Origin of the sequence: Paenibacillus sp. FSL H8-0122, from assembly GCF_038005345.1 — a bacterium.
Lineage (GTDB): Bacteria > Bacillota > Bacilli > Paenibacillales > Paenibacillaceae > Paenibacillus_AQ.
The window spans coordinates 2,481,551-2,496,968 of the sequence record NZ_JBBOTB010000001.1; the positions used below are offsets into that span (position 1 = coordinate 2,481,551).

Here is a 15,418-nt window from a genome sequence, read left to right on the forward strand (position 1 = left end):
TATTATGCTGCTATATTATTGAATGGCCTTCACCGCTCACATGATCACGGGGGCTAGTCTTCCAGCTTGAACCGTTCAATCTTAAGCTGCAGATCGCCCGCCATCCTGGACAGCTCCGTAGAGGAGGCGGAGATCTCTTCCATGGAAGCGAGCTGTTCCTCTGTAGCTGCTGTTACACTCTGGAAGGCGTCAGAAGTAGAACGGGAGATGCCGGAGATCTCGTGAACGGAAGCGGCGACCTCCTGCGCTCCCGCTGACATCTGCTCGGTAATAGCCGAGATGTCATGCAGCTGGCTGTTGATTTTGGCCGTAGACTGTTCAATGCTGTTGAAGGATTCCTTGGCTTCGGCGGTGACCTGAATACCCAGCTCAACATCAGCTGCGACGGTATGCCGGATCGCTTCATAGGTCTGGTCGATCAACCGGGTCATCTGCTGGAGGGTATCTTGAATATCTCCGGCGGTATTCTTCGATTGATCGGCCAGCTTCCGCACCTCAGCAGCCACGACGGCGAAGCCCCGGCCCTGCTCTCCGGCCCGGGCCGCTTCAATGCCGGCGTTCAGCGATAGGAGATTAGTCTGTACGGAGATCGCCGTAATCGCACTGCTCATCGCGGACACCTCATCGTTCAGGCCGTTTAATTGCCCGATCAGCTGCGAAGAGTGGTGGGTAGAGGTCCGGATGGCATCCATTTGCTGGCTGACCTGTTCCATCTTCCGGCTGCCGCTGCGCACATCTGCTTCAGTGCTTGCGGAAGAATCGACGATGGAGGCGGCGGCTTCGGCGATCCTTTGAATACCGGAGGACATTTCCTCCATCGCGCGCGAGGTCTCTGCCATGGCCGAGGTCTGTGTCTGCGCACCCTCGGAGGAGTCCTGCACCAGTTCAGCCACGTAAGCGGTGGCTCTGGAGTTCTCTTCGGTTGTGGCATTTAATTGCTGGCTGGAGGCAGCGAGTTGTCCCGAGGTGTCCGAAATATCCGAGACGATGCCGCGCAGAGAGCCTACCATCAGGTTGTAATTCTGTGCCAGCTGACCGATCTCATCCACCCGGTTCATCTGTATCTGCTCATTCAGATAGCCTTCGCTTACCCGCTGTGCCGAACGGTTCAGGCTGCGGATCGGCTTCGTGATGGAGCGGACAATCAGGTACATCAGGGTTAGGGCGACAAGCAGGGCAACAGCCAGAACCATCAGTCCTGTATAGATAATGGGCTGTGAGGCATCCGAGAATTCTTGGGTAGGCAGGATGCCGACAATTTTGAACCCTGTATTCGGATCCGTTGTATAATAACCCTGCATCTCCATCTCCGTGTCCGGATTGGTATAGTGCAGGTCCCCGCTGTCGTTTGCCAGCATTTTCACTATATAATCTGCTACATCCTCACCTGCTGCTTTGCCGGGATAAGAGACGAATTTATCATTACGGTCCACAATGTAGAAGTAGCCGGTCTCACCTGGATGGGTGGTATGGATTCTTTCACTCATTGCCTTGAGATTGAGGCTGGTGGTCACAGCTCCTTTGCCATCCTCCAGTGAATGGGAGATGAACAGCGTATAATTGCCGGTTGTTGCGGAGACAAAGGGATCAATGATTGTAGTGGTACCGGCATTCTGCATGGACGCCTTATACCAGTCCCGTGTACGCGGATCATAATCCTGTTTGCCGGGGTCCGGGGCCTTCATCCAGGCACCTTGTTCGTTACCCGCCGTAAGAATCTCCAGCTCGGGATGTGCCTTCATGAACTCATCGATGAGTGCACGTGTTGCGGGAGCCTTCACATCGAGCCCGGAAGACTCAATCTGGCGGCTGAGCAAATCTACATTCCGCATAGCAGCGGATACATATTCTTGGATGGTCCCGGCGACCAGATCGACACTGGAATGCGTGGCTTTCTGCATCTTAAGCTCCAATTCCCGTTTCGCACTGGAATAGGAGAAATAACTGACCAAGAGGATCGGGATCACCAGCATAATGGTGAACAGCATCATCATTTGTCTTTGCAGTGATCGTGATCTGAGCTTGCCGGTGAAGCGGTTGACTGACTTGAACATTGTAACGGTTCCCCCTCTGGTACATGGAAATCGGCTGGTAGCTAGCCGTTTCTCTCTAAATACCTCAACTCCTATTCGGTTTATCGACACATTCTTTTCATATCTTAAGGATTTGATGTAAAATATTTAATTGCATTCACAATCTATTCATCGCCTGCTTGACGCGGCCTCGAATATCGTATAGATTAAGAACCAACATTTATAACGTAACAGCGTTGACCAAGGACCTGGTATCCGTAAGCGCCGGAAGCAGAGAGGGGATTCACCGGCTGAAAGATCCCCCGAGTGCGTAAGACACCAATCCTGCCTTGGAAGCTGCAGCTTATGCTGAAGAGGGGCATAAGTCTGCCGGAACCGGCCGTTATCCGGATTAGAGGACCGCAGGCTTGGATAGTCTTGGGGTTAAAACAGGGTGGTAACACGGCGCATTCGTCCCTGACGGATGCGTCTTTTTTGCGTTCTCATTATGGCAGCGAAATGTTCCGGAGCTGTACACACTTTTCGACGAAAGAGGCTGATCTGTATGCGTCAAACCAAACTACTAGTTACCACTCTGCGCGAAGCTCCTGCCGAAGCAGAGACAAGGAGCCACCAGCTGCTGCTGCGTGCCGGATATATCCGGCAGGTGGCAGCCGGGGTATACACCTATTTGCCGCTCGGACGGCGGGTGCTGCGCAGGATGGAGCAGATCGTGCGCCAGGAGATGGAGTCAGCCGGTGCGCAGGAGGTTCTCATGCCTTCGATGCAGCCGGCAGAGATCTGGAGAGAATCGGAACGTTATGAGGTGTACGGCAAAGAGCTGATGAAGCTCCGGGACCGTCACGACCGTGAGTTCGTGCTGGGTCCGACCCATGAGGAAGTGGTTACAGCGCTAATGCGCGCAGAGATCAGCTCTTACCGGCGGCTGCCGGTGACTGTCTATCAGATTCAGACGAAGTTCCGGGATGAACGTCGTCCGCGCTCAGGGCTTCTGCGGGGCAGGGAATTCCTGATGAAGGATGCCTATTCGTTTGATACCGACTGGGAGGGCCTGGATCTGGCCTATCAGGTGATGTACAGCGCTTATGAGCGGATCTTTGACCGCTGCGGCCTGAAGTACCGGGCGGTGCAGGCGAATGCCGGAGCGATTGGCGGCAAAGGCCAGAATCATGAATTCATGGCCCTGTCAGAGATAGGTGAGGATACGATAACTGTGTGCTCCCTGTGCGGATATGCCGCAAATCTGGAGCAGGCCGAAGTGCAGAGCGGGGCCGTACCGCATAGACAAGATTGTGCCGGACCGCCTGCCCCTGAGCGATTCCATACGCCTGCCCAGAAGACTGTTCAGCAGCTGGAGCAGGAGAGTCAGCTCAGACCGCAGGAGATCATCAAGACATTAATCTATACGGGCGGAGGCAAGACAGTTGCTGTACTGGTCCGTGGAGATCATGAGGTGAATGAGCTGAAGGTGCAAAAGTACCTCGGCTGCGGTGACATTACACTGGCTGATGCTGAGCATGTGCAGGAGGCTGCCGGAACCGGAAGCGGTTATGTCGGTCCTGCCGGATTGTCCGTGCCTATCCTGGTGGATGCTGCTGTTGCAGCCATGACAGAAGCAGTCACAGGCGCGGGGGAAGAGGATTACCATCTGCGTGGAGTGGTGCCCGGCCGGGACTTTCCGCTGACGCAGGTGGGGGATTTCCGTAATGCGGTTACCGGCGACAGATGTCCGCAGTGCGGCGAAGGCGAGCTGGATTTCCAGCAGGGCATCGAGGTTGGGCATGTCTTCAAGCTGGGCACGGTCTATAGTGAGAAGCTGGGGGCAGATTATTTGGATGCAGACGGCCGCACCCGGTCTATGGTAATGGGCTGCTACGGCATCGGAATCTCCCGCTTGCTAGCCGCAGTGGCTGAGCAGAACAACGATGACCAGGGGTTGATCTGGCCGCCGGGTCTGGCTCCATTTACAGTTCATATTCTTCTGATGTCGGTCAAAGACACAGCGCAGCGTGAGCTGGCCGAAGCCCTGTATGCACGGCTGATTGCCATGGGCATCGATACCCTGCTGGACGACCGTGATGAGCGGGCCGGGGTCAAATTCAAGGATGCCGGACTGATCGGTATACCGGTTGCGCTGGTGGTCGGCAAGCTGGCCGCTGAGCAGAGGGTTGAATACATGGACCGCAGAACGGGTAACAAGGAAGTAATTGATATTGGCGAGGCCGTTCTGCGCGTAAGCAGTCTGAGGTCCGCACCGGATACTGCTTTTGCTTGAATTGAAGCTCTGGTAAAATAGGGGAATACCGCATGAAATGCCGCCTTGGAGAGGAGGAAAATGCATGTTTGGACGCCTGAGGCGCAGGCTTGACAATGCCAGACAGATGCAGAAAATGCGTAAGGAGCATCCTGAGGAGATCCGCCGTCTACTGGAAGAGCGGGCCAGGGAACAGCAAGTCCCGGTTGCATCTGCACCCGCAAAGTCCGGGCCGTGGATTATCTTCTTCCGGTGTATTCTGTATTTTCTGACCGTGCTTATTGTGCTGATTACCTTCCTGGGGGGACCGCAGAGTAATGCGCCCGTCTTCACCATACTTTCCTTTGGTCTGCTGCTAGCTATTCTGTATGTGATCGCGGGGCTTGCCCAGCCTGCAATCGTATTTTTCCGCAAGCACTGGTCCAGGGGAGATGTGCTTGAGCTGTTCAGCCTGATCATCGGGGCGCTGCTCATTCTGATGGCGGTATTTCGCCCTTAAGCGGCAGGCCTCAATAATGAGCAGCGGATTTTGGGGTCCAGGAATGGTATAATAGACTACTGGACAACTTTTGTAATGAACCGAGGGTAAGGAGCGATTATTGTTGAAGACACTCATTATTGCGGAGAAACCGGACATGGGGCGGAATATCGCCGCCGCAATAGAACCGAAGGCCAAAAACTACCGTTCCTATCTGGAAGGGGAGCAGTACATCATCACCTGGGCGATCGGGCATCTGATTGGCCTGGCAGAGCCCGAAGCCTACGACAATAAATATAAAAAATGGAACATTAATGATCTGCCGATCATCCCCGAGGAGTTCAAGCTGCTGCCCAATGCACGCACCATGGATCAGCTGAAGGTGATCGGGGAACTGGCGAAGCGCAGCGATCTGCTGGTGAACTCCTGCGATGCCGGGCGTGAGGGCCAGCATATTTTCTCGCTGATCCAGCGCTACCTGGAGCTGAACCAGCCGGTGAAGCGGCTGTGGATCTCCGATCTGACGCCGGAGACGATCCGCAAGGGCTTCCAGGAGCTGAAGGACGGATCGGAATACGAGAATCTGACCAAGGCTGCCCGGGCGCGCAGCGAGGCGGACTGGCTGATCGGGATGAACGGCTCGCGCGCTTTTACCACCAAGCATAATGTGCTGCTCTCTGTAGGCCGGGTGCAGACCCCTGTGCTGGCGCTGATCTATGACCGTCAGAAGACCATTGAAGCGTTCTCCTCGCTGAAGTTCTTTGAGGTGGAAGGGCATTTCACCCAGAATGAGCTGACGTATAAGGGAATGTGGCAGGGCGACCGGTTAACTGAGGGTGCGAAGGCAGAAGCGCTTGCAGCCAAGGTCAAAGGCAAGCCCGCCCGGATTGTTCTCTATGAGGTCAAAGAGACCAAGGAATATCCGAATAAGCTGTACGATCTGACGCTGCTGCAGCGTGAGGCGAACGGGAAATATGCTTTCTCCGCCAAGAAGACACTGGACATCGCCCAGGCGCTGTATGAGAAGCATAAGGTAATCTCGTACCCGCGTACCAACTCCAACTATGTCACGGAGCAGAATATTCCTGAAATGCACAAGACGCTGTCGGCCCTTCAGGGTACGCAATACGACGATTGGGTGAAGGGTGCGAACCGTAACCTGGTTCATAAAGGTAACAAGTTTATTTGTAATCCGTCCAAGGTCGAGGATCACCATGCGATTCTGCCTACGAACCGTAAGGCGAACGGGCTGAGTGCGGACGAGGCTAAGCTGTACGATCTGATTGTCCGCCGCTTCCTCTCCCAGTTCTACCCGGCTGCGGAATATAAGGTGCATACGGTGATGACCGAAGTGGAAGCCGAGAAGTTCAAGACTACGGTCAAGGAACTGCTCAGCCTCGGCTGGAAGGTGATTTACGCAGACCAGAAGAAGGACAAGTCCAAACCGGCCAAGGGCAAAGGCAAGGAGGAAGACGAGGAAGAGGAGCTTGAGGTGAACGAGCCGTTCTCGGTCAACGCAGACGGTGAAGTGCTCTGCAGCGATGCGATCGTGAAGGAGAAGGACACCCAGCCGCCAAAGCATTACACGGAAGGGACCTTGCTGAAGGCGATGGAGAGCGCAGGCAAGCAGATTGAGGACGAAGAGCTGCGCGATGCCATGAAGGATTCAGGGCTGGGCACTCCGGCGACCCGGGCCGCCACGATTGAACGGCTGAAGAATGTCGGCTATGTGGAGATGCAGGGGAAAAAGATCGCCATCACCCAAAAGGGGCGGACGGCGGTTGAACTGATCCGCGGGGCAGGCGTGGAGCTGCTGACCTCCCCGGAAATGACCGGGCAGTGGGAGCGCCGCCTCAATGAAATTGCCCGCGGCACCGCAGCGGACGGACAATTCATGGAGAACGTCAAGCGGTTCGCTTCGATGATTGTGGACAAGGTCCGCGTGCAGTCGCGCGCCGCCAAGACCTCCTTCGAAGGGGATACACCTTCGCTGAACAGCGGCGGCAAGGGCCGCAGCCCGGCTGCTGGGTCGCGCAAGCCCGCCGAATCCAAAGCGGCTGAACGCAAGCCGGCAACGGCCAAACCGCGCAGCGCGGTGTCTGCCGCGGCCGGGAAGAGCGGGGATACCGGGCCGAAGGTTATCGGCAGCTGCCCGCGTCCCGGCTGCGGCGGTATGATCTTCATGGGCCGCAAGGGCTACGGCTGCTCCCATTATAAGGAGGGCTGCGCCTTCGTGATCTGGAAGGAGAATCACGGACGCACGCTCACCGACACCCAGGTGAAGGCCCTGATTGAGAAGGGCCGAACCGGGAAGCTGAAGCTGACAGGTGAAGACGGCGCGCCGCTTGAAGGCAAGCTGGTGCTGCAGAATAGGGATACCGGCCAGCTGGCCGTGGAATCATAATTCCTAAATACCAAAAGCGCCCCGGCCAGATTTTCATGGCGGGGCGCTTTGTTATAGGATGATGAGCTTCACCTGCAAGCAAGATTACGGGGATTCATTCAAAGCTGCTTCAATGGCGGCACTTAAGCCTTCATAGGAGGAATCCGGCAGCAGGACGCCGTTCACCATGAATTTCGGTGTGCCGTTGACGCCGTAGGCTCCGGCGATTTTGAAATCCTCTTTGACATCGTACATATACGTATGGTTCTTCAGATCCTGCTCGAACCGCTCTTGGTCAATCCCTGCAATATTGTCCTTCACGAACTTAAGGATGAACTTCTGGGTTGCCCAGATCTTGCTCTCATCGCCCTGGCTCTCGTAGAGCTTGTGGAGATACTCCCAGAACTTCTCATTATTCTGCTGATAGATAGCTTCCCCGGCACTTGCGGCCAGGTAAGAGTCCCGGTCAATGAAGGCGAAGTTCATGAAGTAAAACTGGACTTTCCCGCTGTCTACGTAGTCTTTGATGAACGTATCCAGGTAGGAGGCGGTCCAATTTTTGCAGGCAGGGCATTTGAAATCGGCGAATTCAATCACCTTCACCTTGGCGGATTCGCTGCCCAGATGCGGCTGCTTCTCGTATTTCAGCCCGTCCACCACGATCTTGCCCTTCACATCGGTGTAGTTGGGGAGATTATCGAGCGCCTCAGTGCCGGACGATTTGCCCTGCGTAAGGAAGAAGGCAAGAAGGGCAATCAGCAGCACGGCAATCACTGCAAGCAGCATAGGGAGCAGACGCCCGTGATTCGGGGTATTCCTGGAACGGTTAGCTTTGTTATTCATGGCCGGCCTCCTGCACGATGTGAAAATCTACTCAAATAGTATAATCATACCGGCGGCAGGCTGCCTATGCCATTTGTAACAATTGCCCGATTCTGATGATGCATGTCCATCAGCCGTGATGCTCCCGCAGCGCAGCGGTGCGGATCACCGGAGGCACCTCGTGAATGGCAGAGATGGTCATGACGGACTGCTGCATCTCCCGTTCCAGCTCAATCAGATTGTAGAGCCACTCATTCGGCTGTTTCAGGTAGATGCTATTGATCCCGGCAGTCAGCGCGGGCAGTACATCCGTACGCAGGGAGTTGCCGATCATCCAGGTGATTTTGCGGTCGAACGGATAGGTGGTCAGGATATTCTCAAGCGCCTCCACATTTTTGTGCTGGCGGATATAGATGCGGTCATCGAAATAGGCGTCAAGCTTCATTTGGGCGATTTTGCGCTGCTGGATGGTGTCGTCGCCGCCGGTATAGAGATAGAGGGAATGGCCGTCCTGCTTGAGGGTATCCAGCGTCTCTACCATGCCGGGATAAGCTTCCACCTCCTGGTCGTACACACTCATTCCCAGCTTCATCAGCTGCCGCTCCTCGAAGGCATCCGGCTTGCGGTTATATTTGCTGCAGAAGTAACGGTAGGTGGCAATCAGCGATTTCGGGAAATTGTCGCTGGCCAGGCCGCTTGTGCTAACAGTCTCGACATCGATCTCCACCTGCTTGCTGCGCAGTTCGCCGATGGTAGGCTGGTAATCGCTGAACCAGTCAGACATCAGCTCGAAATACTGTCCAAGGATAAGGTCAAAATACTTATTGCAATGCACCAGGGTATCGTCGAGATCAAAGATCACTTGTTGGGTCAAATACTTCATGAGGTTCACTCCTAAGTTGGTCTGTTAGATACGGATGTAGGACTCCAGAAACATCTGGAGCTCCGAGGCCCCGTCAGGACGTATACTGTAGCGTTCGGTGCCTTCACCGCGCAAATGGACCCGCAGAAGTCCGGCGACTCTTAGACTAAGCAGGTGATGCATCAGCATCTCCCGGGACAGGCTCAGCTCCGACTGCATCTCCCACAGTGTCTTCGGTTCGTTCGCTACGAAGCGCAGCAGTCTCAGCCGGGTAGGATCAGAGAGAGCCTGTGTTAAACGAAGTAGTACCGTTGGAGGCTCCTCCTCATTGTCTGAAGGGACATCTACCGGATATTGCACCAGCATCAGGTTCTTGTAGAAGCAATACGTGTTGATCGGCCGGTTATGCACGGTAGGCAGCAGCACAATCGTCTTCAGCCCGGGTATGTCCTCAATGACAATTCCGCCGGAAGCATATTCGATCAGCGGGACCATGTCCATTTTGCTCTCCAGCATTTTTTTCTCAGAGGCGTCTTCAATCAGCAGCGGCAGCAGGGTATGCTCCACATGGCGGAAATAATGCTCATACCATATCCGCAAAAGAGGCGTGTATCCGTTCTTGATCCGCGCGCATTCCTCGGCCGTAAAGCTGTGGAAGAACGGCTCGGTCCGCCGGAGGCAATCCTCCAGAGACGAGCTCTCCAGCTCAGCCAGGAACTGCAGCACCTTGGAAGCCTCGCCCCGGCTGTAGGCCCAGGCGTAGAGTACATCATAATCTTCGAACGGCCACTCGGCGGCCTGCTTCAGTGCAGCCAGCTGTGCGGGGGTGAAGCGGCCATCCACATCCCGGATCCAGTCGGTGCCGATGTCCAGATTGGAGGTCCATTTCTTGGTTACATATAACATGAAACTGTCCAGCAGTTCGTATACGGGGGAAACATCAATGCTCAGTTCATACTTCATTTAAGCCGGGTCACCTCCAGAAAATCAGTCACTTCTATATATTATCTCTTGTTTTGAAGAGGGTTGTCTACTATAATGTTCGGTGTTTGCCTGCATGGACATCAGGTTCGCACATCAATGAATTACATAGGAGGATTTATTTGTGTCAGATTCTACACCGATGCCGCATGGACAGAGCGGTAGAATGAATTATTCGATTTTGATTGCCGTGATTATTCTGGCAGGGCTGAGCCAGGGGATGCTGCTGCCGGTTTTATCTATTCTGCTGGAGCAGGAAGGCGTATCGTCCTCGCTGAACGGACTTAACGCGGCCGCCTTGTATGTAGGCTCATTTGCCATGACCCTGATTGCAGAAAGGGTACTTGGCGCCATCGGCTTCAAGAAGCTAATCGCCGCCGGTCTCGCGCTGGTGCTGGTATCACTCCTGCTGTTCCCGCTACTTACCGGCGTGAAGGTCTGGTTCGTGCTCCGCGTGCTGGTCGGGATCGGCGATTCGGCGGTGAATTACGCCGCGCAGCTCTGGGTGCTGCTCATGACACCGGCGGAGCACCGTGGACGGAACCTGTCGCTCTACGGGATGTCCTACGGACTGGGCTTCAGCCTCGGACCGCTGGGCATCAGCCTGCTGCGGTTCGGGCAGCCCGCACCGTTCCTGATTACAGCCCTGCTGTTCGTAATCGTGCTGCTGATTGTGGGCTTCAAGCTGCCTGACTCGCGGCCGGAAGCTATGGATCACAGCGAAGGCCAGGCGAGCAGATTCGGCCGGAGCTACCGGCTTGCTTGGTATGCGCTGATTCCGGCGCTGCTATACGGCTATATGGAAGCCAGCCTGAACAGCAGCTTCCCGGTATACGGGCTGCGCACCGGATTCAGTGCAGACCAGATTGCCGCTTTGCTGCCCTTTGCAGGCATTGGAGGCCTGCTCCTCCAGCTGCCGCTCGGCATATGGAGCGACCGTTATGGCCGCAAGGCCATCCTGATTGCTGCGGGGACAGGAGGAGGCCTGGCCTTCACACTGCTTCCGCTTACCGGCGACCATTTCCTGCTCACCCTGCTGGTGCTGATGGCGGCCGGGGGACTTGTCGGCTCCTTTTTCTCATTAGGATTAAGCTATGCCGCTGATATCCTGCCGCGCAAGCTGCTTCCGGCTGCCAATGTAGTCGCTTCCTTCCATTATAGTCTGGGAAGTATTGCGGGTCCGGGTATCGGCGGGCTGCTGCTGCAATTCGGCTGGGGCGGCAGTGTGTTTGCCGTAATGGGCGGCCTGTATATTGTATTTGGGCTGGCAGGGTTATTGTTCTCGCCACGGAAGACGATATGAGGTAGAATAAGAACGAATGCTCGCATGGAATTTGATCCCGCTTTCAGAGTACACTATAGAGTAGAGTCGAAGACAGGAGAGGCTGACCTATGATTACAGTTGAACATTTGGCCAAAGCGGTCGGGGAAGATAAAACACCGGTGCTTCAGGATATCGGATTTCAATTAGAACCGGGAGAATTTGTAGCGCTGCTGGGAGCCAGCGGCAGCGGGAAATCAACACTGCTGCGCTGCCTTGCGCTGCGTGAGAAGTGGGACAGAGGGAATTTCAGGGTAGATGGGCAGGATATTATGAAGAGCCCCTTCGCCGGCAAACGCAAGATCCGCCGTGAATGGGCTTATCTGGAGCAGAATGCGGAGCTGAATCCGAACCGCACTGCACTGAAGAATGTGCTGATCGGACAGGCCTCCCAGACGCCGCTGTGGCGGATGGCTACAGGCATGGTCCGCTCAGATGATTATATGGGGGCGATGGACCAGCTTGATCTGCTTGGCCTGCTGGACAAGGCCAAGCTGAAGTCCGGCCAGCTCAGCGGCGGTGAACGTCAGCGTGTAGCCATTGCCCGGGCATTGGTCCACGGCGCCAAGGTCATCCTGGCGGATGAGCCGGTGACAGGCCTTGACCCCAAGACTGCGGAGAATGTGCTGGAGACCCTCCGCAATCTGTGCAAGGAGACAGGCCTTACCGTGCTTACGGTGCTGCCGATCGAGCTGGCCGAGCGTTATGCCAGCCGTCTGTGGGTGCTGGAGGACGGAAGAATTAAGCATGATGTCAAAGGACGCCGGCTGACCTCACAGGAGCGGCTGCATCTGTGAAGTAAGGCAAGGCGTTCAGTAAGGAGAGCGTAAATGAAGTTGAATATGCGTATGCGTGTGCTGGGAGGACTTGCCGCAGCCGCCCTGTCGCTGTTTACCCTGCCCGGCTGCACCTTCATCAGCGATCCGGTATCCCAGATGAGGGTGCCCCAGCTGCCAGCGGACAAGGCTTCGCTGATGGCAGCGATTAATTCTTCATTGAAGGCACTGGATGGCACCTTGACCCGTCCGGCCAATGATGATAACAGATCTATTTTTACAGAGGACCTGGACCAGGATGGTGTGATGGAGACGCTTGTGTTCTACCAGACTAAGAATGAAGCCGTGGTTAATCACGGGATGATTCTGGAAAAGCAGGGGGATACCTGGGTCAAGAAGCTTACATTCGATGGCGACGGCACCAAGCTGGATTCTGTGGAGCTTAAGGATGTAACAGGTGACGGTAAGCTCAACATTATTGCCGGGTATTCCCGCACGGAAGATAAGGGTGTGAAGGGCATGGTTGTTTACAGTTATTCAGGGGGAGTGCTGGAAGAGATTCTAACCAAGCCTTACACGAAATACATCATCGATGATCTGAACGAGGATGGAATCGCGGATATTACCGTCGTGTATTTCAAGCGTAATGAATTCGCTACAATAACTACCTACCAGTACAATGACAGCTTCAAGGTGCTGGATCAACTGGACGACCTGGACCCTTATTTCAATAATTATTACAATATTGTCTCAGGAAAAGTTGCTGCGAATAAAGAAGGTATTGTACTGGATTCTGCCGTGGATTCTCACTCAGCGTATACAACAGTGGTTGTAATGGAGAATAACAAGCTTCGTGTCGCTATTCCAGGGGATGCCAGCACCTTCAAGGACCGCAAAATTGTCAGCGAGGATATTGATTCGGACGGAATTATTGAGATAGGGATGCTGGTTCCCCCTAAGGGCTGGGAATATTTCGATCCGGAGACCATTCCGTATTTCAATTCCTATTACAATTGGGACGGGAAAGACGGCCTGACCTTCAGTACCCAGCTCTATAATGATCCGCTGGACCGGTTCACGATTAACTTCGCCCCCGAATGGCAGGAGCGGGTGACGGTGGACACGAAGTCGGTTCAGAACAAATCGCTCAAATTCATTATGACGGATACCGGAGAGACCGTCGCTGAAGTGACGTTCTTCTCGCCTGCAGAATGGGACAATGCGAAGAACAACGGCTGGAAGCTGCTCGGCCGCGATCTGGATAAAATGATCGGGTACCGGGGAGGACTGGAACAAAATACAATCGGAGGAGGAGACGGGCGAATTCAATCCTCTATTGAAAGGAAGGGAATCAATGAGTAAAGTACTGATACTGGAGGACGAAGAGTCTATCCGCAGTTTTATTGTTATTAATCTGAAGCGCAACGGCTTTGAGGTGCTGGAGGCGGCGGATGGCCATGAGGCGCTGCATAAGCTTACTACTATACATGATATTGATATCGCCCTGCTGGATGTGATGGTACCGGGCATCGACGGCTTTGAGGTATGCAGACGCATCCGGGAGACCAATGAACGGCTGGGGATTATTTTCTTGACGGCCAAGGTACAGGAGCAGGACAAGGTCTATGCGCTGTCCGTAGGGGCTGATGACCATGTCAGCAAGCCGTTCAGTCCAACCGAGCTGATCGCCCGTATCCAGTCGCTGCTGCGCCGGGTCAATGTTCACCGCGAGCAGTCAGCCAAGGTATCGTTCCAGTCGGGTCCGTTCACCCTGGATCTGATCTCCAAGCAGTTCAAGCGGAGCGGGGAAGCCATTGAGCTTACGCCAACAGAGTTCTCGCTGGTGCAGTTCTTCCTGGAGAAGGAGAATACGCCGCTCAGCCGTGATTCCCTGCTCGATCATGTATGGGGCAAGGAATATATGGGGGACCCTAAGATCGTTGACGTCAATATCCGCCGCTTGCGCCAAAAAATCGAGAACAATCCGTCAGAGCCTGAATACCTGCAGACGGTGTGGGGACACGGCTATAAATGGAAAGGCCAGGTACAATGATCAAGAAGGGGATGCGCAGACAGATCGTACTGCACTATATTCTTGTAGTCTTTGTAGCGCTTCTCCTGGTCGAGACAACCTTTCTGCTGGCGATCCGTACCTATTATTACGACAGCATCTACACCAAGATCACTACACAGATTAGTGCAGCCGAAAGTATGGTTAAATATGGAAATTTAAACGGCGCATCAGCGAACCAGTTGCAAGGGTTACTCGAATTGTTCAATCTGGAAAATACAGAGCTGGAGGTCCTGACGCTTAAAGGAGATATTATTACGAGCTCCACCGGGTTTCAGCCGGACCGGACGATCACCACCAGTGATGTCCCAGAGGCGGTGGGAGGCAGTACAGGACGCTGGGTGGGGCGGCAGGCCGGCACCAATGAAAGTGTCATGGCCGTATCCAAGATGGTGCGTATTAATGCTCACGATACTTATATTCTGCGGTATCTGACCTCCATGGAAGGCGTAAATAAAGATCTGCTTAATTTGACCCTGCTCTCCCTTGGCATCGGTGCAGCAGTCCTCACCATCGTGCTGCTGCTCAGCTTCGGGCTCGCCAATTCGATTGTGCGTCCGCTGAATAATATTACGGCCGTGTCGGCGCAGATGGCGAAGGGCAAGTTCACGACCCGGATCAAAGGCGATTACCGCTACGAGATCGGCGAACTCGCTTCAACGCTCAACTATATGGCGGACGAGATTGTCCGCAGCAATCAGATTAAGGATGATTTCATCTCCTCGATCTCCCATGAGCTGCGCACTCCACTGACCAGCATCAAGGGCTGGAGCGAGACTCTGGTCTCCGGGGGCTACGACCCTGAAGAGACTAAGCTTGGGGTCGGAATTATCTCCAGGGAGAGTGACCGGCTGATCGGGCTGGTGGAAGAAATCCTCGACTTCTCGAAGCTGCAGCAGAACGAAATGAAGCTGTCGATGGGGCAGGTGGATATTAAGGTTCTGCTGCAGGAGACGCTGCTCAATATCTGGGCTAAGGCCGAGAAGAAACGGATTCACCTGCTGCTGGAATGTGAGGAGACGATCTTCATCAAGGGGGATGCCAACCGCCTGAAGCAGGTCTTCCTCAATCTGGTGGATAATGCGGTGAAGTTCTCGCCCGAGGATTCTAGCATCGTGCTGTCGGCGGAACGCCTGTCCGGTACGGAGATGGCGGTCACTGTTCGTGACAGCGGTATTGGCATTAGTGAAGCGCATCTGTCCAGAGTACGGGACCGCTTCTTCCAGGTCGATGCCCTGAACGGAGGCACGGGCCTGGGGCTGGCGATCTCCCAGCAGATCGTGGAGCTTCATAACGGCAAGCTGGAAATGGACAGTGAGCTGGGCAAGGGCACTCAGGTTACCGTCATTCTGCCGCTGGATGACGGCCAGCAGGGGAATACCCGTCCCGGCAACTCACCGGTAACTTCATAGAAGGCATACAAAAGGGATACAGCAT

Annotated in this window: 12 protein-coding genes; 8 read left to right on the forward strand and 4 right to left on the reverse strand. The window is 54.7% G+C overall.

What is annotated here, in order from left to right; all coding sequences use genetic code 11:
• Positions 1–53 precede the first annotated feature (53 nt).
• A complete protein-coding gene (locus NSS64_RS10930) occupies positions 54–2,054 on the reverse strand; it encodes a methyl-accepting chemotaxis protein (RefSeq protein ID WP_341140082.1) in 2,001 nt (666 codons plus the stop codon).
• A gap of 523 nt (positions 2,055–2,577) precedes the next feature.
• On the opposite strand from NSS64_RS10930, the gene NSS64_RS10935 reads away from it, so the two are divergent.
• The 3 genes from NSS64_RS10935 to NSS64_RS10945 all read left to right on the forward strand — a co-directional run bounded on the left by NSS64_RS10935 (position 2,578) and on the right by NSS64_RS10945 (position 7,169).
• Positions 2,578–4,308 carry a proline--tRNA ligase gene (locus tag NSS64_RS10935; protein ID WP_341140083.1) on the forward strand — a complete coding sequence of 577 codons (1,731 nt, stop codon included), beginning with the start codon at positions 2,578–2,580 and terminating at the stop codon, positions 4,306–4,308.
• Between the two features lie 64 nt (positions 4,309–4,372).
• On the forward strand, positions 4,373–4,786 hold the full coding sequence (locus tag NSS64_RS10940; RefSeq protein ID WP_341140084.1) for a hypothetical protein: 414 nt from the start codon (positions 4,373–4,375) through the stop codon (positions 4,784–4,786).
• Between the two features lie 103 nt (positions 4,787–4,889).
• Positions 4,890–7,169: a type IA DNA topoisomerase gene (locus NSS64_RS10945; RefSeq protein WP_341140085.1), complete on the forward strand. Its 2,280-nt coding sequence runs from the start codon at positions 4,890–4,892 to the stop codon at positions 7,167–7,169.
• 84 nt (positions 7,170–7,253) lie between these two features.
• On the opposite strand, the gene NSS64_RS10950 is transcribed toward NSS64_RS10945, so the two are convergent.
• From NSS64_RS10950 to NSS64_RS10960, 3 genes are all read right to left on the reverse strand, one after another.
• The gene (locus tag NSS64_RS10950; protein ID WP_209873688.1) at positions 7,254–7,991 is read right to left on the reverse strand and encodes a DsbA family protein; all 738 of its coding nucleotides are present in this window, start codon (positions 7,989–7,991) and stop codon (positions 7,254–7,256) included.
• A gap of 109 nt (positions 7,992–8,100) precedes the next feature.
• Positions 8,101–8,853, reverse strand: a complete 753-nt coding sequence (locus tag NSS64_RS10955; protein ID WP_340940318.1) for an HAD family hydrolase — start codon at positions 8,851–8,853, stop codon at positions 8,101–8,103.
• A 24-nt stretch (positions 8,854–8,877) separates the two neighbouring features.
• The gene (locus NSS64_RS10960; RefSeq protein WP_340993179.1) at positions 8,878–9,795 is read right to left on the reverse strand and encodes an ArsR/SmtB family transcription factor; all 918 of its coding nucleotides are present in this window, start codon (positions 9,793–9,795) and stop codon (positions 8,878–8,880) included.
• A gap of 160 nt (positions 9,796–9,955) precedes the next feature.
• Between NSS64_RS10960 and NSS64_RS10965 the strand changes: the two genes are divergently transcribed.
• The 5 genes from NSS64_RS10965 to NSS64_RS10985 all read left to right on the forward strand — a co-directional run bounded on the left by NSS64_RS10965 (position 9,956) and on the right by NSS64_RS10985 (position 15,393).
• Complete coding sequence (locus NSS64_RS10965; protein ID WP_341142797.1) at positions 9,956–11,116, forward strand: MFS transporter; 1,161 nt, start codon at positions 9,956–9,958, stop codon at positions 11,114–11,116.
• Positions 11,117–11,205: 89 nt separating this feature from the next.
• Positions 11,206–11,931 carry a phosphonate ABC transporter ATP-binding protein gene (locus tag NSS64_RS10970; protein ID WP_036726471.1) on the forward strand — a complete coding sequence of 242 codons (726 nt, stop codon included), beginning with the start codon at positions 11,206–11,208 and terminating at the stop codon, positions 11,929–11,931.
• Between the two features lie 33 nt (positions 11,932–11,964).
• Positions 11,965–13,272, forward strand: a complete 1,308-nt coding sequence (locus tag NSS64_RS10975) for a hypothetical protein (protein WP_340993178.1) — start codon at positions 11,965–11,967, stop codon at positions 13,270–13,272.
• On the forward strand, positions 13,265–13,963 hold the full coding sequence (locus NSS64_RS10980; RefSeq protein ID WP_036695433.1) for a response regulator transcription factor: 699 nt from the start codon (positions 13,265–13,267) through the stop codon (positions 13,961–13,963). The genes NSS64_RS10975 and NSS64_RS10980 overlap by 8 nt, the downstream gene beginning before the upstream one ends.
• Positions 13,960–15,393, forward strand: coding sequence for a sensor histidine kinase (locus NSS64_RS10985; RefSeq protein ID WP_341142798.1), 1,434 nt, complete (start codon positions 13,960–13,962; stop codon positions 15,391–15,393). The genes NSS64_RS10980 and NSS64_RS10985 overlap by 4 nt, the downstream gene beginning before the upstream one ends.
• The last annotated feature ends 25 nt before the right edge of the window (positions 15,394–15,418 follow it).

Coding starts and splice junctions, on each gene's coding strand:
- NSS64_RS10985 (WP_341142798.1), top strand. CDS start 13,960: ATGATCAAGAAGGGGATGCGCAGACAGATCGTACTGCACTATATTCTT.
- NSS64_RS10955 (WP_340940318.1), bottom strand. CDS start 8,853: ATGAAGTATTTGACCCAACAAGTGATCTTTGATCTCGACGATACCCTG.
- NSS64_RS10940 (WP_341140084.1), top strand. CDS start 4,373: ATGTTTGGACGCCTGAGGCGCAGGCTTGACAATGCCAGACAGATGCAG.
- NSS64_RS10965 (WP_341142797.1), top strand. CDS start 9,956: ATGCCGCATGGACAGAGCGGTAGAATGAATTATTCGATTTTGATTGCC.
- NSS64_RS10980 (WP_036695433.1), top strand. CDS start 13,265: ATGAGTAAAGTACTGATACTGGAGGACGAAGAGTCTATCCGCAGTTTT.
- NSS64_RS10975 (WP_340993178.1), top strand. CDS start 11,965: ATGAAGTTGAATATGCGTATGCGTGTGCTGGGAGGACTTGCCGCAGCC.
- NSS64_RS10950 (WP_209873688.1), bottom strand. CDS start 7,991: ATGAATAACAAAGCTAACCGTTCCAGGAATACCCCGAATCACGGGCGT.
- NSS64_RS10930 (WP_341140082.1), bottom strand. CDS start 2,054: ATGTTCAAGTCAGTCAACCGCTTCACCGGCAAGCTCAGATCACGATCA.
- NSS64_RS10960 (WP_340993179.1), bottom strand. CDS start 9,795: ATGAAGTATGAACTGAGCATTGATGTTTCCCCCGTATACGAACTGCTG.
- NSS64_RS10935 (WP_341140083.1), top strand. CDS start 2,578: ATGCGTCAAACCAAACTACTAGTTACCACTCTGCGCGAAGCTCCTGCC.
- NSS64_RS10970 (WP_036726471.1), top strand. CDS start 11,206: ATGATTACAGTTGAACATTTGGCCAAAGCGGTCGGGGAAGATAAAACA.